The sequence below is a fragment of the Bradyrhizobium sp. MI1.4 genome (assembly GCF_055811315.1).
Genome location: NZ_JBVVPP010000038.1, coordinates 14,264 through 38,661 on the forward strand (window position 1 = coordinate 14,264; position 24,398 = coordinate 38,661).

At 64.1% G+C, this 24,398-nt stretch carries 24 protein-coding genes, 1 tRNA gene and 1 pseudogene; 9 read left to right on the plus strand and 17 right to left on the minus strand.

The genetic code is table 11. From position 1 onward, the window contains the following. The first annotated feature begins 115 nt into the window (after nt 1-115). Both AC0L23_RS29040 and AC0L23_RS29045 read left to right on the plus strand, forming a co-directional pair. Complete coding sequence (locus tag AC0L23_RS29040) at nt 116-763, plus strand: LabA-like NYN domain-containing protein (RefSeq protein ID WP_007603390.1); 648 nt, start codon at nt 116-118, stop codon at nt 761-763. Next, nucleotides 744-1,418: a uracil-DNA glycosylase gene (locus tag AC0L23_RS29045; RefSeq protein WP_026233573.1), complete on the plus strand. Its 675-nt coding sequence runs from the start codon at nt 744-746 to the stop codon at nt 1,416-1,418. The genes AC0L23_RS29040 and AC0L23_RS29045 overlap by 20 nt, the downstream gene beginning before the upstream one ends. Here the strand turns inward: AC0L23_RS29045 and AC0L23_RS29050 are convergent. The 4 genes from AC0L23_RS29050 to dapA are packed head-to-tail and all read right to left on the minus strand — an operon-like array spanning nt 1,415 to nt 3,905. Then, a complete protein-coding gene (locus AC0L23_RS29050; RefSeq protein WP_018458412.1) occupies nt 1,415-2,008 on the minus strand; it encodes a peroxiredoxin in 594 nt (197 codons plus the stop codon). The two genes, AC0L23_RS29045 and AC0L23_RS29050, sit on opposite strands and share 4 nt — an antisense overlap. 4 nt (nt 2,009-2,012) lie before the next feature. Continuing rightward, nucleotides 2,013-2,486 (minus strand): SsrA-binding protein SmpB, encoded by a 474-nt coding sequence (smpB, locus tag AC0L23_RS29055; RefSeq protein ID WP_007603387.1) that lies wholly within the window; start codon nt 2,484-2,486, stop codon nt 2,013-2,015. A gap of 59 nt (nt 2,487-2,545) precedes the next feature. Further along, a complete protein-coding gene (gene mscL, locus AC0L23_RS29060) occupies nt 2,546-2,962 on the minus strand; it encodes a large conductance mechanosensitive channel protein MscL (RefSeq protein ID WP_026233574.1) in 417 nt (138 codons plus the stop codon). A 52-nt stretch (nt 2,963-3,014) separates the two neighbouring features. Further along, nucleotides 3,015-3,905, minus strand: coding sequence for a 4-hydroxy-tetrahydrodipicolinate synthase (gene dapA, locus AC0L23_RS29065; RefSeq protein ID WP_018458415.1), 891 nt, complete (start codon nt 3,903-3,905; stop codon nt 3,015-3,017). Between the two features lie 294 nt (nt 3,906-4,199). Between dapA and AC0L23_RS29070 the strand changes: the two genes are divergently transcribed. Continuing rightward, nucleotides 4,200-6,593 (plus strand): lytic transglycosylase domain-containing protein, encoded by a 2,394-nt coding sequence (locus tag AC0L23_RS29070; RefSeq protein ID WP_473357625.1) that lies wholly within the window; start codon nt 4,200-4,202, stop codon nt 6,591-6,593. A gap of 201 nt (nt 6,594-6,794) precedes the next feature. Beyond that, the gene (locus tag AC0L23_RS29075) at nt 6,795-7,613 is read left to right on the plus strand and encodes a YkgJ family cysteine cluster protein (RefSeq protein ID WP_026233575.1); all 819 of its coding nucleotides are present in this window, start codon (nt 6,795-6,797) and stop codon (nt 7,611-7,613) included. 317 nt (nt 7,614-7,930) lie between these two features. On the opposite strand, the pseudogene AC0L23_RS29080 reads toward AC0L23_RS29075, so the two are convergent. Further along, nucleotides 7,931-8,931, minus strand: a pseudogene (locus tag AC0L23_RS29080) (porin); the annotation flags it as partial. A 140-nt stretch (nt 8,932-9,071) separates the two neighbouring features. On the opposite strand from AC0L23_RS29080, the gene AC0L23_RS29085 reads away from it, so the two are divergent. Further along, nucleotides 9,072-9,377: a hypothetical protein gene (locus AC0L23_RS29085; protein ID WP_473296468.1), complete on the plus strand. Its 306-nt coding sequence runs from the start codon at nt 9,072-9,074 to the stop codon at nt 9,375-9,377. A 675-nt stretch (nt 9,378-10,052) separates the two neighbouring features. Continuing rightward, nucleotides 10,053-10,145 (plus strand) — tRNA-Ser (locus AC0L23_RS29090). A gap of 290 nt (nt 10,146-10,435) precedes the next feature. Here AC0L23_RS29090 and AC0L23_RS29095 read toward each other — a convergent pair. The 8 genes from AC0L23_RS29095 to AC0L23_RS29130 all read right to left on the minus strand — a co-directional run bounded on the left by AC0L23_RS29095 (nt 10,436) and on the right by AC0L23_RS29130 (nt 18,427). After that, entirely contained in the window at nt 10,436-10,702 is a 267-nt protein-coding gene (locus tag AC0L23_RS29095; protein WP_007611206.1) for a hypothetical protein, read from the minus strand. A 1,651-nt stretch (nt 10,703-12,353) separates the two neighbouring features. Next, entirely contained in the window at nt 12,354-13,838 is a 1,485-nt protein-coding gene (gene gatB / locus AC0L23_RS29100) for an Asp-tRNA(Asn)/Glu-tRNA(Gln) amidotransferase subunit GatB (RefSeq protein ID WP_473357616.1), read from the minus strand. Next, entirely contained in the window at nt 13,835-14,137 is a 303-nt protein-coding gene (locus tag AC0L23_RS29105) for a hypothetical protein (RefSeq protein ID WP_085357375.1), read from the minus strand. The genes gatB and AC0L23_RS29105 overlap by 4 nt, the downstream gene beginning before the upstream one ends. Beyond that, nucleotides 14,128-15,603 carry an Asp-tRNA(Asn)/Glu-tRNA(Gln) amidotransferase subunit GatA gene (gene gatA, locus AC0L23_RS29110; protein ID WP_473357617.1) on the minus strand — a complete coding sequence of 492 codons (1,476 nt, stop codon included), beginning with the start codon at nt 15,601-15,603 and terminating at the stop codon, nt 14,128-14,130. Before gatA ends, AC0L23_RS29105 begins: the two co-directional genes overlap by 10 nt. Next, entirely contained in the window at nt 15,600-15,812 is a 213-nt protein-coding gene (locus AC0L23_RS29115) for a hypothetical protein (RefSeq protein ID WP_007611210.1), read from the minus strand. Before AC0L23_RS29115 ends, gatA begins: the two co-directional genes overlap by 4 nt. Nucleotides 15,813-15,891: 79 nt before the next feature. Then, nucleotides 15,892-16,179, minus strand: coding sequence for an Asp-tRNA(Asn)/Glu-tRNA(Gln) amidotransferase subunit GatC (gene gatC / locus AC0L23_RS29120; protein ID WP_007611211.1), 288 nt, complete (start codon nt 16,177-16,179; stop codon nt 15,892-15,894). A 179-nt stretch (nt 16,180-16,358) separates the two neighbouring features. Beyond that, a complete protein-coding gene (locus AC0L23_RS29125; RefSeq protein ID WP_085357373.1) occupies nt 16,359-17,435 on the minus strand; it encodes an NAD(P)H-dependent flavin oxidoreductase in 1,077 nt (358 codons plus the stop codon). Nucleotides 17,436-17,452: 17 nt separating this feature from the next. Further along, the gene (locus AC0L23_RS29130; RefSeq protein WP_473357618.1) at nt 17,453-18,427 is read right to left on the minus strand and encodes an NAD(P)H-dependent flavin oxidoreductase; all 975 of its coding nucleotides are present in this window, start codon (nt 18,425-18,427) and stop codon (nt 17,453-17,455) included. A gap of 95 nt (nt 18,428-18,522) precedes the next feature. Here AC0L23_RS29130 and AC0L23_RS29135 point away from each other — a divergent pair, with 95 nt between their 5' ends. Beyond that, nucleotides 18,523-19,413 carry a LysR family transcriptional regulator gene (locus tag AC0L23_RS29135; RefSeq protein WP_085357371.1) on the plus strand — a complete coding sequence of 297 codons (891 nt, stop codon included), beginning with the start codon at nt 18,523-18,525 and terminating at the stop codon, nt 19,411-19,413. On the opposite strand, the gene AC0L23_RS29140 is transcribed toward AC0L23_RS29135, so the two are convergent. Then, nucleotides 19,400-19,615, minus strand: a complete 216-nt coding sequence (locus AC0L23_RS29140) for a hypothetical protein (RefSeq protein WP_085357370.1) — start codon at nt 19,613-19,615, stop codon at nt 19,400-19,402. The two genes, AC0L23_RS29135 and AC0L23_RS29140, sit on opposite strands and share 14 nt — an antisense overlap. Nucleotides 19,616-19,661: 46 nt before the next feature. On the opposite strand from AC0L23_RS29140, the gene ruvX reads away from it, so the two are divergent. Together ruvX and AC0L23_RS29150 are read left to right on the plus strand one after the other, a co-directional pair. Beyond that, nucleotides 19,662-20,153, plus strand: coding sequence for a Holliday junction resolvase RuvX (gene ruvX, locus AC0L23_RS29145; RefSeq protein ID WP_007603328.1), 492 nt, complete (start codon nt 19,662-19,664; stop codon nt 20,151-20,153). Between the two features lie 3 nt (nt 20,154-20,156). Further along, nucleotides 20,157-21,080, plus strand: a complete 924-nt coding sequence (locus AC0L23_RS29150; protein WP_085357369.1) for an AEC family transporter — start codon at nt 20,157-20,159, stop codon at nt 21,078-21,080. Here the strand turns inward: AC0L23_RS29150 and AC0L23_RS29155 are convergent. From AC0L23_RS29155 to AC0L23_RS29165, 3 genes are read right to left on the minus strand one after another with little or no spacing between them, the layout of a single operon-like run. Further along, complete coding sequence (locus AC0L23_RS29155) at nt 21,077-21,841, minus strand: CPBP family intramembrane glutamic endopeptidase (protein WP_085357368.1); 765 nt, start codon at nt 21,839-21,841, stop codon at nt 21,077-21,079. The two genes, AC0L23_RS29150 and AC0L23_RS29155, sit on opposite strands and share 4 nt — an antisense overlap. A 23-nt stretch (nt 21,842-21,864) precedes the next feature. Further along, nucleotides 21,865-23,508 carry an acyl-CoA dehydrogenase family protein gene (locus tag AC0L23_RS29160; protein ID WP_473357619.1) on the minus strand — a complete coding sequence of 548 codons (1,644 nt, stop codon included), beginning with the start codon at nt 23,506-23,508 and terminating at the stop codon, nt 21,865-21,867. A gap of 20 nt (nt 23,509-23,528) precedes the next feature. Next, complete coding sequence (locus AC0L23_RS29165) at nt 23,529-24,293, minus strand: M15 family metallopeptidase (RefSeq protein ID WP_425304751.1); 765 nt, start codon at nt 24,291-24,293, stop codon at nt 23,529-23,531. Between the last annotated feature and the right edge of the window lie 105 nt (nt 24,294-24,398).

A 24,398-nucleotide genomic window follows, 5' to 3' on the forward strand; every position in this document is an offset into this window, starting at 1 on the left:
GACTTCTCCGGATTTGCGGTTTCGACGGGTTTCGGCGGGACTTTAGAAGCGCGCGGCTTGCTGTCGCCGCGCCAACAATAAACGATCAATCACGAACTCTACGCGAGCAAACTGAATGTCACCTTCCTCTACCGACAAGATCGCGCTCTTCATCGATGGAGCCAATCTCTACGCGACGGCAAAAACTCTGGGCTTCGACATCGATTACAAGCGCCTGCTGAAGGAGTTTCAGAGCCGCGGGACGCTACTTAGGGCGTTCTACTACACCGCGATCATCGAGGATCAGGAGTACTCCTCGATCCGGCCGCTGATCGACTGGCTCGACTACAACGGCTACACCGTCGTCACCAAGGCGACCAAGGAGTTCATCGACGCCTCCGGCCGCCGCAAGGTCAAGGGCAACATGGACATCGAGCTCGCCGTGAACGCCATGGAGCTCGCCGAGCACATCGACCAGATGGTGCTGTTCTCGGGCGACGGCGACTTCCGCTCTCTGGTCGAGGCCGTTCAGCGCCGCGGCGTGCGGGTCACCGTGATTTCCACGATCGCCAGCCAGCCGCCGATGATCGCCGACGAGCTGCGCCGGCAGGCCGACGTCTTCACCGACCTCGTCGAGCTGCAGTCCAAGCTCGGTCGCGACCCGTCCGAACGCCCCGCCCCGCGTGACCGCGGCGACCGCGAGGCGCGCCACCACGCTCCGCAGTTCCTCCAGCGCGCAACCACGATGGCGCCGGCGAGGGGCGATGACGACTTCGAGGAGTGAGGCGGCCCGGTCAAGCCGCCAGCCTCTCAGCCTCGTCCCCGACCGTGACTGTCCGCTCTGTCCGCGCCTGGTCGCCTTTCGCGAGGCGAACCGCGCGCGCGAGCCATTGTGGCACAATGCACCGGTTGCGCCTTTCGGCGACATCAAGGCGCGCCTGCTGATCGTCGGCCTTGCGCCGGGGATGCAGGGCGCCAACCGCACCGGCCGTCCCTTCACCGGCGATTATGCCGGCGACCTGCTCTACACCACGCTGCTCGAATACGGATTCGCCAAGGGCCAATATCGGGCGCGTCCCGACGACGGCCTGAAGCTGGTCGACTGCCGGATCGCCAATGCGGTGCATTGCGTGCCGCCGCAGAACAAGCCGCTGCCGGTCGAGATCAACACCTGCCGGCAGTTTCTCGCCGCGAATCTCGCAACGATGCCGAACCTGCGCGCGATCGTCGCCCTCGGGCGCATTGCGCACGACACCGTGCTCAAGCCGCTGAACCTGAAGGGATCGCAAGCCCCCTTCGGCCACGGCGCCGTGCATCAGGCCGGCGCATTCAGGCTCTACGACAGCTATCACTGCTCCCGCTACAACACGAACACCCGCGTGCTGACGCCGGACATGTTCCGCTCCGTGTTCGCGAAGGTGAAGGCCGACCTCGACTAATCCCTAGACAAGCCTTTGGCCGGATTGGCCTTCAGCCAGTCCAGCACATCGCCGGCGTTCCGGTCGGGCGGAAACACCGGATAGAACACATGCGTGATCCTGGCGTCGTCGACGATCAGCGCAAGGCGCTTGATCAGCGTCAGGCCCGCAACCTCCATGGTCGGCAAATTCAGGGCGCGCGTGAGCGCCAGCTTCTCGTCCGAGAGCACCGGGAACGGCAGATGCAGCCGCGAGGCCATCTCGGTCTGGTACGCGTTGCTCTGGGTCGAGAGGCCGAACACCTGCGCGGCGCCGGCGGCCTTCAGCTCGGCGAACAGATCGCGAAACGCGCAAGTCTGCGGCGTGCAGCCGCGCGCGCCCGGGATCATGTCCCAATCGTCGACCAGCGCGATCTTGCCGGGCTCGCCGGTGCGCGGATAGGCGAACACCACGGTCCGGCCACGCAGCCCCGACAGCGCAACTGACGTGTCGTCAGTGGCGAGCAGGCTGACCGGCGGCAGCGTCATGCCTTTCAGGTGCGCGGCGCCGCCGTCGTCCGCAGGGGCGGGAATCCGGGTCCAATCGACCTCGAGCAGGTTTCTCTGAGTCATCCTGCTATCCCCTCGCCCGCATCAGGCGGCCCTTCTCCCGGCTCCAGTCGCGCTTCTTCTCGGACTCGCGCTTGTCGTGCAGCTTCTTGCCCTTTGCAACCGCGAGCTGCAATTTAGCGCGACCACGCTCGTTGAAGTAAAGCTTGAGCGGGATCAGCGTCATGCCTTCGCGGTCGACCGCGCCCATCAGCTTGTTGATCTGCTTGCGATGCAGCAGCAGTTTTCGCGGCCGCTTGGGCTCGTGATTGAAGCGGTTGCCCTGGAGATATTCCGGGATGGTGGCGTTGATCAGCCAGATCTCGCCGTCCTTGGAATCGGCGTAGGATTCCGCGATCGTGCTCTTGCCGTTGCGGATCGACTTGACCTCGGTGCCGGTCAGCGCAATGCCGACCTCGATCGTATCCTCGATCGCATAGTTGAAGCGGGCCTTGCGATTTTCCGCCATGACCTTGATCGGACGTTCGTTCTTGTCGGCCATGCGAGACAAACCTGATTGAGATGCGCGAGGACGCTAACAGTTTGGATGAAGCCCGCGCGTCAAGACTTCTTGAGGAGATCGCGGATTTCGGTCAGCAGCTCGACCTCGGCCGACGGCTTCGGCGGAGCGGCAGGTTCCGCCTCGTCCTTGCGCTTCAACTTGTTCATGGCACGGATCACCAGGAACAGCACGAAGGCAATGATGATGAAGTTGATCGTCAGCGTGAGGAAGTTGCCCCAAGCCAAGACGGCGCCCTGTTTTTTCGCGTCCGCGAGATTTGCGGCGGTGACCTTGCTCGAAAGCGGCGTGAAGTAGTTCGAGAAGTCGAGACCGCCGGTGGCCGCACCGATGATCGGCATGATCACGTCGCCCACCAGCGATGTGACGATGGCGCCGAAGGCCGCGCCGATGATGACGCCGACCGCGAGGTCGACGACGTTGCCCTTCATGGCGAACTCGCGGAACTCCCTGAGCATCCGCGTGCCTCTTTCCTCGATCGCCATGAAAGCTCCCCGATCGGCCAGCGCGTCAGTTGATGAGGCCGGCATGAACCATTGCGCTGCGCACGGCAACGCGGGTCGGCTCGGTGACCGGCACCATCGGCAGCCGCAACGTCTCGTCCAGCTTGCCGAGCAGCGACAGCGCGTACTTGATCGGCGCCGGATTGCTCTCGATGAAGAGGTTGTTGTGCAGCGGCATCAGCTTGTCGTGCAGCTTCAGCGCGGTGGCATGGTCGCCCTTCGCCCAGGCGGCCTGGAACTCCGAGCACAGCCGCGGCGCGACGTTCGAGGTCACCGAGATGCAGCCATGGCCGCCATGGGCCATGTAACCCAGGATGGTCGCATCCTCGCCGGAGAGCTGGTTGAAGTCCTCGCCCATTGCCGCGCGCTGCTGCGAGACGCGAACCATGCTGGCAGTGGCGTCCTTGACGCCGGCGATGTTCTTCAGCTCCCACAGCCGCGCCATGGTGTCGACCGACATGTCGATCACCGAACGCGGCGGGATGTTGTAGATGATGATCGGAATCCCGATCGCGTCGTTGATCGCCTTGAAGTGCTGGTACATGCCTTCCTGGGTCGGCTTGTTGTAGTAGGGCGTCACGACCAGAACCGCGTTGGCGCCCGCCTTTTCAGCGTGCCGGGCGAGCTCGATCGCCTCCTTGGTCGAGTTGGAGCCGGCGCCGGCGACGACAGGCACGCGGCCTTTCGCTTCCTCGATGCACCATTCGACGACCTTCTTGTGCTCGTCATGGCTCAGCGTCGGGCTTTCGCCGGTGGTGCCGACCGGGACCAGGCCGTTGGTGCCCTCCGAAATCTGCCAGTTGACCAGGGAGCGGAACGCCGCCTCGTCCAGCGAGCCGTTCTTGAACGGCGTGACCAAGGCGGTGAACGATCCCCGGAATTTCGTCTTGGCTGCCATGGACTTCCTCCGTACGCGGCGATCTCGAGCAAGCCGCATTCATATCGGGTCTATCCCGCCGGTAAAAGACCCGCTTCCGTGTGACGCACGGGTTTAGGCCGCGATTTTGCCGCGGTGGTGGTGCAAACCCGGCAAAGGTAAGCGGCTGTTGGTATTTTGTCCGCATATTCAATCAAATATAGCCAGATCTTGTACAGCTAGGTCTTGAGCCAATTGACTGATTCGGGGCGACGAAACGCCGTGATCTCCTTTCCGCGCGCCGCATGGCGATCCATCGGTCTGGTCGTGTGCCTGATGGCAGGGCTGTCGGCCGGCTGCGCCGCCTGGGCCAAATCCAATGAAACAACCGCGGAGACCGTGAAGGAAACCGCGAAGGAAATCGCAAAGCCAGTCGCCAAGGACACCGCGAAGGGGGCGTCCAAGGGAACCGGCAAGGACATTTCGAAGGACGCCGCCAAGGGCGCAAGCAAGGGCGCGACCAGTCCACCCGCCAAGGATGCCGCGAAGAAGCCTGCCAAGGACGCTGGCAAGGATGCTGGCAAGAACGCAGCCAAGGAACCTGCGAAGGACAAGCTGAAGCCTGCGGCTGTCGCGCCGAAACCTCAGCCGGCCGCTGGCGGCTCGGTCCCGAAGACCGCACCCGCACCGGCAGCAACGGCCATCGTCAGACCGACCGCCCCAGCCTCCGCCAAGCCCGTCGCGGCTCCTGTCCTGGCTCCGGCGACCCGCCAGCATGCCGCCCCGCGCAAGCCGGTCACACCGGCTGCGGTTGCTGCGACCTCCTCGACGCCGCAAGCCGACAAGGACACGCTGGAGACCGTGATCGAGCTCGTGCGCAAGCGCAAGGCGGGCGACGCCACCAGTGCCGCGGCCACGATCTCGGATCCGGTCGCGCGAAAACTCGCGGAATGGATCATCCTTCGCAGCGAGGACAATGGCGCGACTGTGGAGCGCTACCGCGCCTTCCTGTCCGCCAATCCGAGCTGGCCCTCGCAGACCTTCCTGCGCCGGCGCCTAGAGGCCGCGATGTGGGACGACAGGCGCGACGACCAGGTCGCGTGGTCGTGGTTCGAGAACGAATCCCCCGTGTCCGCCAAGGGCCGCTTCACGCTCGCCAAGGCGATGCTGGCGCGCGGCGACCGTGCCAACGCCGAACGTCTGGTGCGCGATGCCTGGCGCAGCGACCCGATGTCGGAAGAGACCGAAAACAACGCACTCGACCAGTTCGGCGCGCTGCTGACGCCCGGCGATCAGAAGGCGCGGATGGATACGCTGCTCTACGGCAGCGAGAACGAGGCCGCATTGCGGGCTGCAAAGCGCCTCGGGGCCGGCTATGTCGCACTCGCCAAAGCCCGCATCGCCTCACTCAAGAAAGCGCCGAACGCTCGTGCGCTGCTCGAAGCCGTGCCGCGCGAGCTGCACGGCGATCCGGGCTTCATCTTCAGCAAGATCCAGCTGCTGCGCCGCGAGGAGAAATTTGCGGAAGCCGCCCAGCTCATGCTGTCGGCACCGAAGGATCCGGGCCGACTCTACAATCTCGACGAATGGTGGATCGAACGGCGCCTCCTGGCGCGCAAGATGATCGACACCGAGGAATTCCGCAGCGCCTATCTGATCGCGCGCGATGCGGCCCTGCCCTCGCGCGACATCTACAAGACCGAGCAAGAGTTCACCGCCGGCTGGATCGCGCTGCGCTTCCTCAACGATCCCGCGGCCGCCACCCAGCACTTTGCCCGCATCGGGATCGGCAGCGTCAATCCGACCACGCTGGCGCGCGCCGGCTATTGGCAGGGCCGCGCCGCCGAAGCTGCAGGCCGCCAGCAGGAGGCGCGCAACGCCTACGCGCGGGCCGCCGAGCAATCCACCAGCTATTACGGCCAGCTCGCACGCGCCAAGCTCGGCCTGCCGCAGATCGAGCTCAACGCTCAGCCGCGCAGCCGCGGTGCCGAACGGCTGGAGATCGTGCGCGCCGCGCAGCTGCTCTACGAGCTCGACGAGCGCGAGATGGTGATACCGTTGCTCGCCGACATGGGCGAGAACGGCGATCCCGAAGCGCTAGCCGGCCTCGGCGAGCTCACCCAGCGCCACAGCGACGCGCGCGGCATGCTGCTGCTCGGCAAGGCCGCGCTCAATCGCGGGCTGCCGTTCGATTTCTATGCCTATCCCGTCAACGGCATTCCGCAATTCACGCCGATCGGACCCGAGGTCGAGCGCAGCATCATCTACGCCATCGCGCGGCAGGAGAGCGCCTTCAATCCCTCGGTCGTCTCGCCGGCGCAGGCCTATGGGCTGATGCAGGTGACGCCGGACGCTGCACGCTATGTCTGCAAGCGGCACGGCGGGACCTACGATCTGGCGCGTCTGAAGAACGATTCGGCCTACAACGCCACGCTCGGCTCGGCCGAGCTCGGTGGACTGCTCGAAGACTATCGCGGCTCCTACATCATGACCTTCGCCGCTTACAATGCCGGCCGCGGCAGTGTGAAGAAGTGGATCGACCGCTACGGCGATCCGCGTGACCCCAAGGTCGACGCGGTCGACTGGGTCGAGCTGATCCCGTTCTCCGAGACGCGCAACTATGTGCAGCGGATCATGGAGAACCTTCAGGTCTACCGCGCCCGCTTCGGCGGCGGCACCCGGTTGCAGATCGAGGCTGATTTGCGCCGTGGCGCCGGCAGCGTGGAATAGCGGCGTGCCTATGAGACTCGCTTGCGGCGATCCGATAACAAGGTATCCGCGCGAGGGGGTAACGCGGTCAGCTCCCGGCGTTTGAGGCGGGGCCATCAACATGGGCCGGAGTGCTCCAGACCGTACGGTGAGAAGCTGAACGAGAAGATCGTGCAGGGCGGATCGGGCGCGCCGCAATAAGAGAAGAAAAGAACTACAAACATGGATCAGGCAATGTTGAGCGTCGCCCGTGCAGTAGAGGCAGGCGCGACGACGATGAAGGGTGTGATCGACGCCACGGGACTATCTCGTCTCAAAATCGAACGTGCGTTGAATGCGCTGGAAAAGCAGAAGCTGCTGGTCCGCGACGGGCAGGGTTTTCGCGGAACCAGCCCGACGAGGACAGCCCAGCCAGCCCGGCAATGCGGCTCGTGCAATGCCTGCTGCGATATCCTCGAAGTGGCGGCCGTCGACAAGCCGGTGAACCAGCTGTGCAGGCATTGGCAGACTGGCACTGGATGCACCATCTACGAGCGCCGTCCGCAGATGTGCCGGTCCTTCGTCTGCGCCTGGCTGCAGGGCCATCTGGATGACGACTGGTTTCCGGCGAAATCGGGCATCATCGTGCATTTCAGCCAGGACGCGGTCAACGTTACCGTCGATGACCATTGCCCCGATCGCTGGCGGGAGGAGCCCTATTTCAGCAAGCTCGCCGAATGGTCGCTGAATGGCATCAAGAGGATCGGAAACCGCGGCTACGCGACCCTCGTCGTCTCCGGTGCCGGGCGGTTCCTGCTGCTCGGGCGAACCGTCGTTCCGGAGCCGACGCTGTTCGGCACCGCGTTCCTCCCGCTCACCGCCGACACATTTCGATTCTGGCGGGCGAAATCCCCGGAGCATCTGCAGCGGCTGCACGAGCGCATCGCCGAGATCGAGCGGATCAGACAGGAATTCGGCTCCTGCACAATTCCCTCGAATGAGGACGACGATCCGCAAGCCCCCTATCGGCCGGCGCTTCTACGGCTGTCGCACCACGCCTAAACTCCGACGTCGTCGACGCGGCCTAGTCCGCTCTATGCCGCTCGACTCGCGCTGGTTGCGGTCGAGACGGGCAGACCACGTTGGACGCCGTGGTGGCCATGAATCTCAAGGACCTGCCGGCGACTCCGCCTCTTGCCGCGGCGGCTGAAGTGGTCTTGATCGCGCGATCCGAACCCAGCTCTTGATCACCCAAAGCTACTCATCATTCCACACTCCACTCGTTCTTCAGAACATGTCGGAGATCCGTGGTCCGCCTGGTGCAAAAAAAGCCCCGGCGGTTTCCCGCCGGGGCTCTCTGTCAGGTCGTTAGATCGAACTTACCAGTTGCGCTGAGCGCGGAGGAGCAGAACGAGCGTGTCCTGATCCTTCAGCTCGTACACGGCGGCCGGCTTGGCCGTCGTGCCGGCACCAGCGTAAGCAACCGTACCAGCGTACTTCTGGTCCAGATGGGTCCAGGAGAGGTCGGCCGAGAACGTCAGGTTCTTGACCGGGGTCCAGCGGGTGATGACACCGACCTGGCCGATGGCGAAGTCAGGATTACAACCCGTCACGCCCGCCAGGCCGCCGAACACGCCGCCAGCACCGCCAGCGCCGCAGAGGGTCGTCTTGGCAAGAGTGCTGTACTGCGCCTGAGCGTAAGCACCGTAGATCGCGGTGTTCCAGTATGGATCCCAGTTATGGGTGTAGGCACCGCGGAAGCCCCAGGTCTTGACGGCTTCCTGACCGCTGCCGGTCACGAACACGGTGTCCGGAGCGATGGCGAAGCCGACGCTCTGGTAGGCAACGCCGGAGCTGCCGAACATCGAGTAGCTGCCGCCCGCCAGGTTCTGGAAGTTGTAGCGGGATGCGCCGTCGGTGTAGACGCCCTGGATGTTGATCACGTCACCCGCGCCAGTCGGGATGTTCTTGATCGACAGAGCGAGCTGAGCAGCCCAACCCCACTTGTCGTCGGGATGGCCAGTCGGCTCGGTGGCGCCGTAGTAGGCAACGTGGTTGTCATGCGCAGCGACCGACGCCTGGAACAGACCCCAAGCCTGGTCGACACGGACCATACCGACGAGGTTCGGCGAACGCGAACCGCCGATGGCGTTGGAGCCATACGCACCGCCGATCATGCCAGCCGCAGTCGCGCCAGTCATGTTCAGGTTGCCGGCCTGGTAATAGGCCGTCGCATCTTCAGCCGAGAACGACGCCGTCACGCCCTGACCGAAGTCAGCGGTGTAGGTGAACTGATTGACACCAGTGACCGTGCCGGAACCGCCGACGAGGCTGTCGAAGTTGTTGCCGGGATAGTTGGTCCAGGCGCGTCGAACTGCGATCTCCGTCGCTCAGTCACAATTACCGAACCCCCTTGCACACACAACAACAGAACGCTTCAGAACCGGCCAATCGAGCGTGTTTTCCAGCGGGTGTTGCACAAATAACACGCAGATGTGATCAGGGCGACTTTGCAACACTTTGAATCTGCTGATCTTCATCTGCCATCAAAAGTTCCGGCGCCAGCCCCTCACATCCGTGGAGACGCCTCGCTGTGGGTCTGGGGCGCCCGAATCGTGGAATCAACCAGGGACTCGCCGTGCGCCAGTCCTTCGGGAACTGGCTGGCCTGACCATCAAGCGGCTGCAAGATCGACAAAATATCGATCTGCGCATCGTCGATCGCTTTCAGGACTTCACCGTCGCGCTTGTGCTCGCAATCAACAAAGCGATGAAACGACTTTTCGAGCCGCTTGCGGAGATCGCTGTTGTCGTCAGGACCGATTGAAAACGCGTACGTCTCGAAGCGATCGGGATATTGCCTATCGATCTCGCAGTGAGCTACCCAGCTGGATGCTCTACGTCCTGACTATTGTAAGATGAGATCCGTAGCGGCGGAGTCCTGACAGTTGAAGAATGAAACAGCGTGCCAGATCGTCCCTGCTTTGATTTCCAAGGGCCGTTTCCACGGAAAGAGAAATCGCCAGACAAGGCCCTCCCTGATTGCGGCGACGCCTGGCGCGACGGGGCAGATCCTCGGCCGGCGAGCGAGTTATCCCGGCTAATAGTGAGAGCGCCCTTCCCGCAGCCCCGTCGGCCGATCTGAGGGCAATCACCGCTCATAGTTTGTGGCGAATCACGGAAAGAGACAATCAAATCAATCGCTTGCAAATGAATCACTGATGAGGCGGTCGGCGACGAAGGCAGTCGTCCCACACGCGGGCCATCCGATCCAATTTGAAAGCAAAATCAATCGTTTATATGGATGAAGGGAGCCGTTGTCCGCGCCAGAACCACTCTTAATACAAGCGCCAGAACCTCAGCTTGGCGTCCGTTATCGCGGCGTTACGTTCTCGGCCCGAGAGCAAACCGCCTGGTTTCGGAATTCGCTGGGAATATTCGAGCAAAAACACACGCTTCCAAATTGACCAGCCCAAGTAATTAGATGCATAAGGCTCGCACCGGAGAGGTGGCCGAGTGGCTGAAGGCAACGCTTTGCTAAAGCGTCATACGGTCTCAAGCTGTATCGAGGGTTCGAATCCCTCCCTCTCCGCCACTCCGCAGCTGTCCGGCCCGAAGACATGGGTAACGGAACGTACCTAAGACATGGGTGACAGCCTCGTGCCGAACGGGTTGTCGAGAGGTTGCAGGGTTTTCTGCTCCGGGTCGAAGTATCCCAGATCATAGTGCAAGGGCGCGATCTGAATCCGCCGCCTCTGATCTGCGCCCAGTCATCTCGTCGGGATCGCTCACGCCGCTCCGAATCCGGACGGCGGACCACGAGGGAACCCGATGAGCGAAAATCAGGTTCGCCTGCGAAACGACCGCCGGGACGTGATTCACCGCTCAGTGGGCGGAGACCCAGGCCCTCGCCTCGCGTTGCGCGGCCGAGATGTCGGCGTCCGACATCTGTCCGGCGACTTCCTGGCGCAGCGTCACGGCATCCTTGCGGCCCTTGAGCGCGGCGAGGTTGAACCATTTGTGCGCGGCGACGAGATCGACGAGACCGGAGCGTCCGCTCGCCCAATAGAGGCCGCGCTCGAACAGCACGTCCGACAGCGCGCCTGCGTCGATCGGCGTCGCGGTCTCCAGATCGAAAGTACCCTGAAACATAACGCATCCCCTTTTTTCTTATGCCGCCTCGTCCCCCGAGCGCGGCTCCCGTCCAATCAACTGTTCAACTCATCCCCGAGGCTTTTTGCTCGTGCCGTTTGCCGGCTTGTTGGAGGTAATGATGGCGGGCAAATTTGAATGGCAGTTTAAGTATCGCGATGAAGCAGACGTAAACGCGCCCACGCCAGGCGCGCACGACAAATGCAGGAAATCCCTATTTTGCAGGGACTTCTGCAATTCGTCAGATTCGGTTTACCTTGGGATTTTGGGAGAACGATAACCATTGCGCACGGTGAGGCGCGTCCTGTGGTGTCCCCGCCTGCTGTCGTCACCGTATTCCAGAGACAGCAATTGTTCACGAGAAGCGGCGCGCGAACAGCCTGCGATGGCGCGGCAGCCTCCCTGCACAAGCAGGGCGCGCATATGAAGAAACATATGGCTGCAAGCTCGACTGCGGCCATCCTTCGAGACGCCCGCCTGCGGCGGGCCCTCAGGATGAGGGATGAGGATGCGGCAGCATCAACGCAGATGGATGCAGCCGAGCCTCATCCCGAGGAACTCGCGAAGCGATCGTCGCGAAGGACGAGGCGCTCGCCCAGGTGCCGCTGAGACGTCATATGCGAGAGCCCTGACTGCTCAAGGGCAGAACGGCCACATCGCGGTCAGATCAGCAATGTCGGGATATGGGAATGCCGGCAATACCCCGGCCTCATGAGAACGAGGGCGTCGGCGAACACGTCAGGACCAGATTCCACGTTGGCCCGAAGGCCGCCTGTGAAATTGCGGAGCCCCTTTACGGAGAGCCGCACCGAACGAAGAAAACTTGTTTCTTCTGCCGGACCGGGCTTAGCGAGCGAACCCGCGAAGAGAACGATCCGACCGTTGACCTGATGTCTCGCCGACACCCTCTATCGTCGACCAGAACCTTTTGAGAGGCGCTGATGACGTGCCGGCTCTCTAGGAGCCGGCAACTTCAAAAAGCGAAGTTACTTCTTCTTGGCGACCTTGCGGGTCTTCTTCGCAGTCTTCTTCACTGCGCTCTTCGCCTTCTTCGCCTTCTTTGCCTTCTTAGCTTTCTTGGCCATGTTGCCCTCCGATGTGTGAGATGGCTTAATCGCTGCATGCAGTCGGGGATCGAGTGCACACTCATCCCGAATACACCAACACAACGAAAAAAACAGCGTCTCGCTTAAAGAAGTGTTGACGGCGAAACGCGCCTGCGCTGGCGAACGCGATGCAAACGGACTGCATGAGGTGTGCTTGCGATCGCAGAGAGTGCCCTCGGCATCGACGTTTGCAAAAGATGGGATTGTAGAAAAACACTATGCAGCAAGTATTTTCTTGCACGCGTGCATCGCGCGCGATCGTTGCAATGATGCATCCTGCCGATCGCGCGAGCGCCTCGCGAAGGCGCTTCGCGGACTCTGAGTCGCGACTTTTGGCAACGAAAATATTTTCATGATTAACGGCTCGAGCGCTCGTCAGAGCGCGTGCAAGTCGCCGTTTTGCGCGAATCGCGTGACGGCGATTCGGTCGGCGTATCGCATTCGATCGGGATGAAGTTCGTCGCAGAGGATGCGCGCGAGCGTCGCATCGCGAACCGAAAGCGAGGTGACGACGCCTGTCCGTCACCTCGTTCGAACGTACGAGGTCAGATGCCGAGCTTGGACTTGAGCAACTCGTTGACGCTCTGCGGGTTGGCCTTGCCGCCGGATGCCTTCATCACCTGGCCGACGAACCAGCCGAGTGACTGCGGCTTGTCCTTGACCTGCGCCGCCTTGTCGGGATTGGCCGCGATGATGTCGTCGACAACCTTTTCGATCGCCGAAAGATCCGTGACCTGCTTCATGCCGCGGCTTTCGACCAGTGCGCGGGGATCGCCGCCCTCCTGCCAGACGATCTCGAACAGATCCTTGGCGATCTTGCCGGAGATCGTACCCTCGCCGATCAGGTCGATGATCCCTGAGAGCTGAGCGGCATCGACCGGAGAGTCCGTAATATCCCGGCCTTCCTTGTTGAGACGACCGAACAGCTCGTTGATGACCCAGTTCGCGGCGACCTTGCCGTCGCGCGCGCGGTTGGCGAGCTTCCCCAGCACGGTCTCGTAGAACACCGCGCTCTCGCGCTCGGCGACCAGCACGCTGGCGTCGTAAGCCGACAGGCCGAGATCCGCGACGAAGCGCGTCTTCTTCTGGTCCGGCAGCTCGGGCAGCTCAGCCTTCAGCTCGTCGACGAAGCTTTGCGAGAACTCCAGCGGCAGCAGGTCGGGATCGGGGAAGTAGCGATAGTCGTGCGCCTCTTCCTTGGACCGCATCGACCGCGTCTCGCCCTTGTTGGGGTCGTAGAGCCGGGTCTCCTGGTCGATCGCGCCACCGTCCTCGAGGATTTCGATTTGGCGCCGGGCCTCGTACTCGATCGCCTGGCCGATGAAATTGATCGAGTTCATGTTCTTGATCTCGCAGCGGGTGCCGAGCGGCGCGCCGGGCTTGCGCACGGAGACGTTGACGTCGGCGCGCAAGGATCCCTTCTCCATGTCGCCGTCGCAGGTGCCGAGATAGCGCAGGATCGAGCGCAGCTTGGTCACATAGGCCTTGGCCTGCTCGGCATCGCGGATGTCGGGTTTCGACACGATCTCCATCAGCGCCACGCCGCAGCGGTTGAGATCGACATAGGACATGGTCGGCGACTGATCGTGCAGCAATTTGCCGGCATCCTGTTCCAGATGCAGCCGCTCGATGCCGATGGTGGCGGTCTTGCCGCCGTCCAGTTCGACCACGACCTCGCCTTCGCCGACGATCGGCGACTTGTACTGGCTGATCTGGTAGCCCTGCGGCGAGTCTGGATAGAAATAGTTCTTGCGGTCGAACACCGAGCGCAGATTGATCTGCGCGTTCAACCCGAGGCCGGTCCGGACAGCCTGTCTGACGCATTCCTCGTTGATCACAGGCAGCATGCCCGGCATCGCCGCGTCGACCAGCGACACGTGCGAGTTCGGCTCGCCGCCGAATGCGGTGGGGGCGCCGGAGAACAGCTTCGCGTTCGACGTCACCTGAGCGTGGACCTCCAGGCCGATGACCATCTCCCAGTCACCGGTTGAGCCCTTGAGAAGTTTGTGGGGTGCGGCAGGTGCGTTCATGGCTTGCTCCCGAGCAGCGTGACAGCGATCCGCTCCCACTCTGCCTGTAATGAATCCGTTGCCACGGGCTGGCCAGCCTGGCGATACCAATAGCCGGCATTGCCGAGGTCGCCCTCGACGCGATGCAGGTAGGCGTGCACCCAGGCGGCCTCGCGGCCGCTCTCGTCCTGTACGATCTTGTGCGCCTGGTCCCAGTCGCCCTTGGCGGCCCACCACAGTGCGGCAAGTGGAGCGCTGAGGTCCGGCGCCGGCGCGGCGCCGTCGAGGCTGGCGATATACGCCGCCATCTTCACCACCATTTCGCCGGCGTGAAGCGGCCGGCGGCCTGCTCGATCACCTCGCCGAGCGAGAACAGCGTCTCCTCGTCGAAGGGACGGCCGATCAGCTGCAGGCCGAGCGGCAGGCCCTGCGCGTCCTTGCCGGCGGGCACGGCGATTCCGGGCAGTCCCGCCATGTTCACGGTCACCGTGAAGATGTCGTTGAGGTACATCTCGACCGGGTCCGCGCCGCCTTTCTCGCCGATGCCGAAGGCCGCCGACGGCGTCGCCGGCGTCAGGATCGCGTCGACGCCCTTGGCGAAGCAATCCTCAAAGTCCTTCTTGATCAGCGTGCGCACCTTCTGGGCGCGCAAATAATAGGCGTCGTAATAGCCGGCCGAGAGCACGTAGGTGCCGATCATGACGCGGCGCTTCACCTCCGCGCCAAAACCTTCTGCACGGGTGTTCTCGTAGAGTTCGTTGATGTTCCGGCCCTGCTCGCGCAGGCCGAAGCGCACGCCGTCGTAGCGCGCGAGATTGGAGGACGCCTCCGCCGGCGCCACGATGTAATAGGCCGACAGCGCGTATTTGGTGTGCGGCAGTGACACTTCGACGAGCTCGGCGCCGGCCGCTTTCAGCCAGGCCGCGCCCGCTTCCCAAAGCTTTTCGATCTCGGCCGGCATGCCGTCGAGACGGTATTCCTTGGGAATGCCGATCTTCATGCCCTTCACGGACTTGCCGATCGCGGCCTCGTAGTCCGGCACAGCCATATCGACCGAGGTCGTGTCCTTGGGATCGTGGCCAGCCATCGAGCGCAGCAGCATCGCGGCATCGTGCGTGCTGCGCGCGATCGGACCAGCCTGGTCAAGCGAGGAGGCAAAGGCGACGATGCCCCAGCGCGAGCAGCGGCCATAGGTTGGCTTGATGCCGACGGTCGCGGTGAACGCCGCCGGCTGGCGGATCGAGCCGCCGGTGTCGGTCGCGGTCGCGCCCATGCAGAGCAGAGCCGCCACGGCGGAGGCCGAGCCGCCAGACGAGCCGCCCGGCACCAGCGTCGTGTTGGAGCCATCACGCCGCCAGGGATTGCCGACCGGGCCGAAGCACGAGGTCTCGTTCGACGAGCCCATCGCGAACTCATCATTGTTGAGCTTGCCCAGCATCACCGCGCCATCGCGCCACAGCTGCGAGGTGATCGTGGACTCGTAAGTCGGCACGAAGTTGCCGAGGATTTTCGAGCACGCCGTGGTGCGCACGCCCTTGGTCGCGAACAGGTCCTTGATCCCGAGCGGAATGCCGGCGAGCGGCCCCGCGTCACCCTTGGCGATTTTCTCGTCGACGGCCTTCGCCATGTCGCGCGCGCGGTCGGGCGTCTCCATGACGAAAGCATTGAGCACGCGGGCGGCTTCGATCGCGTTCAGATGCGCGTCGGTCAGCTCGAGGGACGTGAAAGTCTTTGCCGCGAGGCCCTTGCGGGCCTCCGCGAGCGTCAGCGATGTCAAATCGGTCATTTATTAATCGGGCTGCAGAAGAACGGAGACAGGGATTTGTCGTTGGCCGGGTCGTCTTTCTTGGCGGCCGCTTTCGCAGCCGCCTCGATCTCGTCGAGCACGGCATTGACGGCGACGTTGGGGTCGGCAGCCTTGCCCTGCCGCTCCATCTTGTCGAGATAGTTCATGTAAGCCTGATAGGCCTTCTCGTCGTCGCAAAGCATGCACATCGGACTTCGTCCTGAGACTCTTTTGACGCGTTTTCTTTACGCGAACCGGCTTCCACTTCGCTCGAAAACGCTACGTAAATTACTCAACAACCTTCGGCACCAGAAAGAAGTGGCCTTCGGTCGCAGGCGCGTTGGCAACGATATCGTCGGCGATCTCGCCGTCATTGACCACATCCTGCCGCTTCTTCATCTGCATCGGGGTGACCGAGGTCATGGGCTCCACGCCCTCGACATTGACCTCCGAGAGCTGCTCGACAAAGGCGAGCATGGCGTTGAGCTCGCCCTGCAGATGCGGAACCTCGCCCTCGGAAACCGCAATGCGCGCCAGATGCGCGATGCGGCGGACGGTAGCGGCGTCGACGGACATTATATAAGGCCTCTCACGGCAAAAACCTATGTGCCGTATAGCAGAGGCCGCTTTTGCGCCGCAACCGGCACCAGCGCATGATCCGGAAAAGTGTGAAGCGGTTTTCCGAAAAGATCATGCGCAAACAAGAACCTAAAGCACGATGAGGCTTCACGCGAAGCTCATCGCGCTTTACGGACCTATCCGCCCAGCGCCTTCATCCGGGCAAGCGCCGATTTGGCGAGATCGCGGGTCAATTCGGCTGCCGGGACCTCGCGGCCGAGGGCGATGGCCTGCCCGGCCCAGAGATTGGTGAAATCGACCCTGCCCTGCTTCTCCGCCGCCGCCTTCAGCGGTCCCAGCGCCGTTGCGGCATGGGGAAATGGCGGCGCGTCCGGCGAAATAGGGCCGGCCTCGCGCATCAGGCGGTTCTGGACGCCGCGCGCCGGCCGCCCGGTCATGACATTGGTGATGACAGTGGAATCATCCCGCCCCTCAGCGAGCGCCGCGCGGGCCGCCGCACTGACCTTGGATTCCGGACAGCGCAGATAGGCGCTTCCGATCTGCACGCCGGATGCGCCGAGCGCGAACGCCGCCGCGATGCCGCGGCCATCCGCGACGCCGCCGGCCGCAATCACCGGGACCTTCACCGCGTCGACCACCTGCGGCACCAGCGCAAAGGTGCCGGGCTGTTCCGAGATCTTGTCGGTCAGGAACATGCCGCGATGGCCGCCAGCCTCCGCGCCTTGTGCGATCACCGCATCAGCGCCGTGCTGCTCGAGCCAGACCGCTTCCTTCGCCGTCGTCGCCGAGGAGATGACGAGACATCCTGCCGCTTTGACCCGCTTGAGCAGCGCGGCCTCCGGCAGGCCGAAGTGGAAGCTGACGATCTCGGGCTTCAGCTCCTCCACGACCTCGCAGAAGCCGGCGTCGAACGGCGCGCGGTTCGCGGCATTGATGGGTGCGGCGGGATCGAGGCCATGCTCGCGGTAGTAGCCCGCGAGGCGCTGCTTCCAGCGCGTCTCCGCCTCGGCCGTGAGCTCGACCGGTGTGTGGCAGAAGAAGTTCATGTTGACCGGCGCGGAGACGCGCTGCCGGATGATGTTGACCTGCTCGCGCGCTTTCTCCGGCGACAGCATCGCGCTCGGCAGCGAGCCGAGGCCCCCGCCTTGCGCAACGGCGATCACCAGCTCCGCGTCCATCACGCCGGCCATCGGCGCCAGCACGATCGGGAATTCGGTCTTGAAGAGATCGATCAATCGACGGTTCGGCCACATGGTTGTTCTCTCGCAGTTTAGGCGGACACGCTGGAATTACGCCGGCCGGCTAGCAGTTGCTCGGCCTCGGTCGCGATCCGTTCGACGATTTCGGCGGCGGACGGAATATCATGGATCAGGCCGACGGCCTCGCCGGCAAAGACCGCGGCGACCTCGAAATTGCCCGCGGCCCTTGCCGCGGCAAATTCGACGGTCACCTCGGCGGCGCGCTGCATCAGCTCGACCTCGCGGCCGGTCCAGCGCCTGATATGATCGTTGACCAGCGTTCGCGCGGTGAACGGGGCCGGCCAGAACAGGCTGCGTGACCAGTCGACGATGACGCCGCGCACCGTGTCATTGGGATCAGCGTCGCGAATGCGCTGCTTGGCTTCCTCCGCGCCATTGGCCTCCACGCTCGCATAGAAGCGCGTGCCGATCAGCACGCCGGAGGCGCCCAGCATCATCATCGCGGCGAGCCCGCGACCATCGGCAATTCCGCCGGCGGCAACCACCGGCACGCGGCCGGCCGTGAGATCGACGATCGCAGGTACGATATCGACGGTTGTGCGCGATGCGCCGTGGCCGCCGGCTTCGGTACCCTGCGCGATCAGGATGTCCGCACCGGCATCGAGCGCTTGCTTCGCCATGTCCTCGCTCTGCACCTGGCAGATCAAGCGCGCCCCGCACGCCCTGATGCGCGCTGCAAATGGTGCGGGATCGCCGAATGACAGCATGATCGCATGCGGATTGGCGTCGAGTGCGATGTCGAGAAGTCTTGGCTGTCTTGCCAGGCTCCACGTGATGAAGCCGATACCGAACGAAGCAAAGCCGCTTAGTTGCCTGGTCTCGGCCTCGAGCCGTTCCTGATCGCCGTAGCCACCACCCAGGATCCCGAAGCCGCCGGCCTCGCTGACAGCCCGTGTCAGCCGGCTGCCGGCGATCGTGTCCATTGGAGCCAGCAGGATCGGATGTTTGATCCCCAGGAGCTGGGTCAGCGGCGTGGTGATCGGCATGGCTCCTCCGCTCTCGACACAAACATTAGTTCAGAATACCATTCTCTAAAATTGAATTCTAACGAACGCTACCATCTCAAAAGCGAAACGATGTTATGGAACTCAGCGACATCCAGACCTTCGCCGCCGTCGCCCGGACCGGGGGCATCACCCGCGCGGCCGAAGAGCTCAACACGGTGCAGTCGAACGTCACCCAGCGCGTGAAGGCACTGGAAGCCGAGATCGGCACGCCGCTGTTCGAACGCCATAGCCGCGGCATGACCCTGACCGGCGCGGGCAAGCGCCTTTTGCCTTACGCGCAACGGATGTCCGCACTAGCGCGCGAGGCCGTGCTCGCGGCCTGCGACGACGGCGAGCCCAAGGGACCGCTCGCGATCGGCTCGATGGAAACGACCGCAGCGGTGCGGCTGCCGCCGCTGTTGGCCGATTATCATCGCCGCTTTCCCGCCGTCCGGCTGAGCCTGCGCACCGCGCCCACCGCCGACCTCGTCGCCTGCGTGCTCGAAGGCACGCTCGACGGCGCCTTCGTCGCAGGTCCGATCGTGCATTCCGATCTTACCGCGACAAGCGCGTTCCGCGAAGAGCTGGTGCTGGTCAGTGCGCGGCGCTGGGCCACGCTCGCCGAGCTGCGCGCCGGCACGCCGGACTCGGGCCCGACCGCACTGACGTTCCGCACGGGCTGCACCTACCGGCAGCGGCTGGAACAAATCTTTGTCGAGTTCGGCTGGCCGTCAGCCGCACGCTTCGAACTCGGCACGCTCGACGGCATGATCGGCTGTGTCGCCGCCGACATGGGCGTGACACTGCTGCCGCGCGCCGTGGTCGAACGCAGTGCGATCAACGGCAGCGTCTCGATCCACGCGCTGAGCCATTCGCACGCGCAGGTCGAGACGCTCTTCATCCAGCGTCGTGCCGGACATCAAACCAGTGCACTGAACGGGTTTGCCGCCTGCCTGAAGCAAGACGACGACGTCATCGCGGCCTGAGATGCCAGCGCCGCAGCGCCACGACGGCCCAGATCGCCTCGACCACGCCAAACGGCCAGGCCCCTTGCAGGAAGCCGTAAGCCGAACCGAGCACGCAGGCCATTGCGAACATCAGCACGAACCAGTGGCTGCGGTCTTCCAGGGCGTAAGCGACCAGCATCGCTGTCACGGCGAACAAGCCGAATAATGTCAGCGCATCCATGTTCCGGGTTCACTCCGTAGCGCGACGCGTGATATGCGCTAACACCATGCCGGCTCTTATCCTGCCTCTCGTCGATGCTGCAACCCACTGGCCCGAACGCGGCGGGTTGGTCGGCCTTGATCTCGGCACCAAGACAATTGGCGTTGCCGTCTCCAATCCAGACCGCCGGTTAGCTACCGGCGTCGAAACGATCCAGCGCAAGGCGTTCAAGCAGGATGCCGCCCGGCTGCTCGCGATCGCCAGTGAACGCAAGGCCGTCGGCTTCGTGCTCGGCCTGCCCATCAACATGGACGGCAGCGAGGGCCCGCGCGCGCAATCGACCCGGGCGTTTGCCCGCAACCTCGCCGGCCTGACCGCGCTGCCCATCGGCCTCTGGGACGAGCGTCTGTCGACCGCCGCTGTCGAGCGCGAACTGATCGGCATGGACGTCAGCCGCGCCAAGCGCGCCGAAGTGATCGACGAGCACGCCGCGATCTTCATCCTGCAAGGCGCGCTCGACCGCCTCGCCAATCTGCGCGCAGCCCCGGGGCCTGACTGATCCATGGCGGTCGTGATCGCGGCGCTCCTCCCCGTCTTTATCCTGATCGTGCTCGGCGTGGTGCTGAAGCGCACCCTGATGCGGCTCGATACGCAATGGAACGGGCTTGAGCGGCTGACCTATTTCGTGCTGTTTCCGATGCTGCTGATCCAGACGCTGGTGAAGGCCGACCTGTCCAAGGTCCCGGTCGCAGGCGTCGGCGGCGCGCTGCTGCTGTCGGCGCTCGCGATGTCGCTGCTCTGCCTCGCGCTCCGCCCCGCCCTGTCGCGGCTCGATATCGACGGCCCCGCCTTCACCTCGATCTTCCAGGGCGCGATCCGCTGGCAGACCTATGTGGCGCTGTCCGTCTCCGCCAATATGTTCGGCGAGGTCGGGCTGGCGCTCGCCTCCGTCGCGATGGTGGCAATCATTCCGCTGGTCAACGTCCTCAGCGTCGCGGTGCTCGCGCACTACGCAGCGCCGAAGAAGCAATCCGCGCGCACCGTTGTCATGACGGTTGTCCGCAATCCCCTGATCTGGGCCTGCGTGATCGGGCTCGTCGTCAACGTCATCCACCTGCCATTGCCGAAGATCTGGCATGAGGTGGCGGACGCACTCGGCCGCTCCTCGCTCGCCATCGGCCTGCTCGTCACCGGCGCCGGACTGCATCTTGAAGGCCTGCTCCGTCCCAGCGCGGGCGCGGCTATCGGCGTGGTGTTCAAGCTGGTGCTGATGCCCGTGGTCGCGCTGGTGCTCGCCGTCTGGTTCGGACTATCCGGCGACAGCCTCGCGATCGTCGCGATCTGCGCCGCGGTGCCGACCTCCACCAGCGCCTATGTGCTGGCCCGCCAGATGGGCGGCGATGCCCCGCTGCTGGCGCAGATCATCACGCTGCAGACGATTTTGGCGGCGATCACGATGCCGATCGCGATCGCGCTGGTGGCCTAACTCCCGAGCCACATCGTCAGCACCACTGCCGTCAGATTGTTCAGCGCGTGCAGCACGATCGTGAGCCAGAGCGAGCTGCTGCGGTAGCGCATGTAGCCGAACCACAGGCCGATGGAGAAGACCTCGGCGAGGAAGTACAGGTCGTATTGCAGATGCACGACCGTCCACACCAGCGACGACAGGATGATGGCGCCGGGCACGCGCAGGAAGCTCGCCGACCAGCCGCGAAACAGAAAGCCGCGGGCGAGGACCTCTTCGGACATCGGCGCTGCCACGCTGAAGGCGAACAGCAGCATCAGCGCCGCGCCCTTGTCGCGACCGGATTTCAACAGGTCGGTCATGAAGCCCGGCGTCGCCTCGCGGCCCAGACTCCGCGACATCGTCTCCCAGGCGACCACGATCAGGATCAGCCCGACGGCGCCGAACAGGAGTTGCTTCCAGGACGGCCAATAGAAGGCGAGATAGTCGACGAAGGAGGCCTTCTTGATGCGGATGGCCAGCCACACGGCGGCCAGCGTCGCCGGCAGGCCCATCGTGACCGAAAACGCGAGCGACGCCGGCTCGCGACCGATGTGCTGCATCGATGCGAGGTCGATTGGGTCACGGGCGACCCAGACCAGATAGACGATGGCCCCGATCTGCCCGACGAACATGGCTGCGAAGATGGCGATGCCCCACAGCGCCGTGCCCCAGAACTTCCAGACTCGCGGCGGCGCCGGCGTATCGGTGAGCGGCGGCAGATCGGGATTGAGGGAGTCCATCAGGAGGCTTTCGTTTGGCAGGCTCACGGCAGCGCCCGCTCCAGCAGCGTGCGCACGTCGCCGCTCTCGAGCTCGACCGCGCCGTACATGCTGGCGTGGTTCGTGGCGAGGCGCGTGGCCGCGAACAGTTCTGCTTGACGCGGTGACACGCCGTTGAGCGCGGCGGCGGCCGCAAGCAGCGCCAGCTTCTCGACCGCAAGGCGCGCTACGCGCTCGCCATCCGGGCGGCCGAAGGTCTTGCCGATGAATCCCGCCGTCTCGCCTGCCCCTGGCAGACTTTTGGTCTCGGCAGCAAGCGCTTGCAGGACCGACATCGCTGCCTCCGGCTCGCGCGAGAGCGCGCGCAGCACGTCGAGACACATGACGTTGCCCGAGCCCTCCCAGATCGCGTTGACCGGCGACTCCCGGTAGTGCCGCGCCAGAATGCCGTCCTCGACATAGCCGTTGCCGCCGAGGCATTCCATGGCTTCGTAGAGAAACGGCGGCGCGCTCTTGCAGGTCCAGTATTTGATCGCAGGCGTCAGCAGCCGCATGTAGGCGGCCTCCGCCGGATCGAGCGGCGTCCGATCGAAGGCGCGGCAGAGCCGCATCACCACAGCCGTGCTCGCCTCCACATGCAGCGCCATGTCCGAGAGTACCGCCTGCATCAGCGGCTGATCGGCGAGATGTCTCTGGAACACGCTGCGGTGCCGGGTGTGATGCAGCGCGTGGGCGAGCCCCGAGCGCATCAGGCCGACCGAGGCGATCGCGCAATCCTGCCGCGTCAGTTGCACCATCTGGATGATGGTACGGATGCCCTTGCCCTCATCGCCGACGGCTTCCGCATAGGCACCGACGAACTCGACCTCGGATGACGCGTTGGAGCGGTTGCCGAGCTTGTCCTTCAGCCGCTGGAACTGGATCGCGTTCACCGAACCGCCCGGCGCGAAGCGCGGCATGAAGAAACAGGTCAGTCCCTGGTCCGCCTGCGCGAGCACCAGGAAGGCATCGCACATCGGCGCCGACATGAACCATTTGTGGCCGGTGATGCGGTAGGCGCCTCCGTCGCGCACCGCGCGCGTCATGTTGGCGCGCACGTCGGTACCGCCCTGCTTCTCGGTCATGCCCATGCCGAGCGTCATACCGCGCTTCTCCCACCACGGCGCGAAGGTGGGATCGTAGCTTTTCGTCGACAGCACCGGCATCACCTTGGCGAGCAGATCAGGCTGCATCGCCAGCGCCGCCACGGAGGCGCGCGTCATCGTGATCGGGCAGAGATGGCCGGTCTCGACCTGCGAGGCCATGTAGAATTTCGCCGCGCGGACCACCTCGGCGGCATCGCCCGCGGGTCTTCCATCCGCGGTCCAAGTCGAATTGTGCACGCCGGCACGGGCGCTGCGGGCCATCAGTTCGTGATAGGCCGGATGAAACTCGACCTGGTCGCGCCGATTGCCCTTGGCATCGAAGGTGCGCAGCTTCGGCGTGTTCTCGTTCGCGACGCGTCCCCGATCGGCCATCGCAGCCGAGCCCCAATGCTTGCCAGACTCCGAGAGCTCCGGTTCCGCCGCCGCAGCGCCATTGACCCTGACCGCCGCGACCAGCGGCTGGTCCGCGGCGAAGAGATCGACGTCCTCGAACGGCGGTGACTGGTTGAAGACCTCGTGGGTCGCGAAGCTGGGCTGGGTCATCTCGTGTCCTCGGCGCGGAATCAGTTCCGCCGCGGCTGGATCGGGAAATCATACGGCGCACCGCCCGCTCCCGGCAGCGAAAAGTGCCACCACTCCTTCGCATAGTTCACAAAGCCTTGCCTCGCCATCGCAGCCACCAGCCGCTTGCGCCAGGCGCGCTGATCCGGACTGATCGTCGATGCGGCGGTGTGCCCTTTCACGTCGGTGCAGTCATAGCCCGTGCCCATGTCGACGCTGCCCTCCGGCAATCGCGCCTCGACCGGCGCCGTGCAATCAGCGTAGGACTTTGACGGGTCGTATTTGCCTGAATTGTCCGCCTTGAGATCGACCAGCGTGAGATCGAGCGCCGCGCCCGTCGAATGCTGCGAGCGGCTTGCGATGTAGCCGAGGCGGAACAGCTCGGTCTTGGGAATTTTGGGATTGTAGCGCCGCTCGGCGGCCGTCTCGTGGCCGTTCTGCGACCACCTGACCATGTCGAGCGAGGCCCGCGCCGGCCGGTAGCAGTCGAACATTTTCAGCGAGAGATTTTGCGCCGCCAGTTCCTGCTGGACCGCCTTCAGCCGCAGCCCAACCTCCCGCTTCACCACGCATTCGCCCGCGCCGTAGCCGGCGAGCGGACGGCCGACGAAATTGTTCGAGGTGGCATAGCGGATGTCCTGGATGATGCTGGGGTCGATATCGTGCAAATAGACGAAACCGCCGGGAAGCGATTGGGCGTGGGCTGACGACACTATGGTTATGGCTATGGCCGCAATTACAAGTGATCTCACAATATCCCTCCGCATCGTCATGGCCGGGGGGTTGGCGGCCCCGCCCGCCCCAGTATGGGCCCGCGGGCGAGGGCGGGTGGTGGCCCGACCAAACCCCGCGGAAGGTCGGGGGGGGGGGGA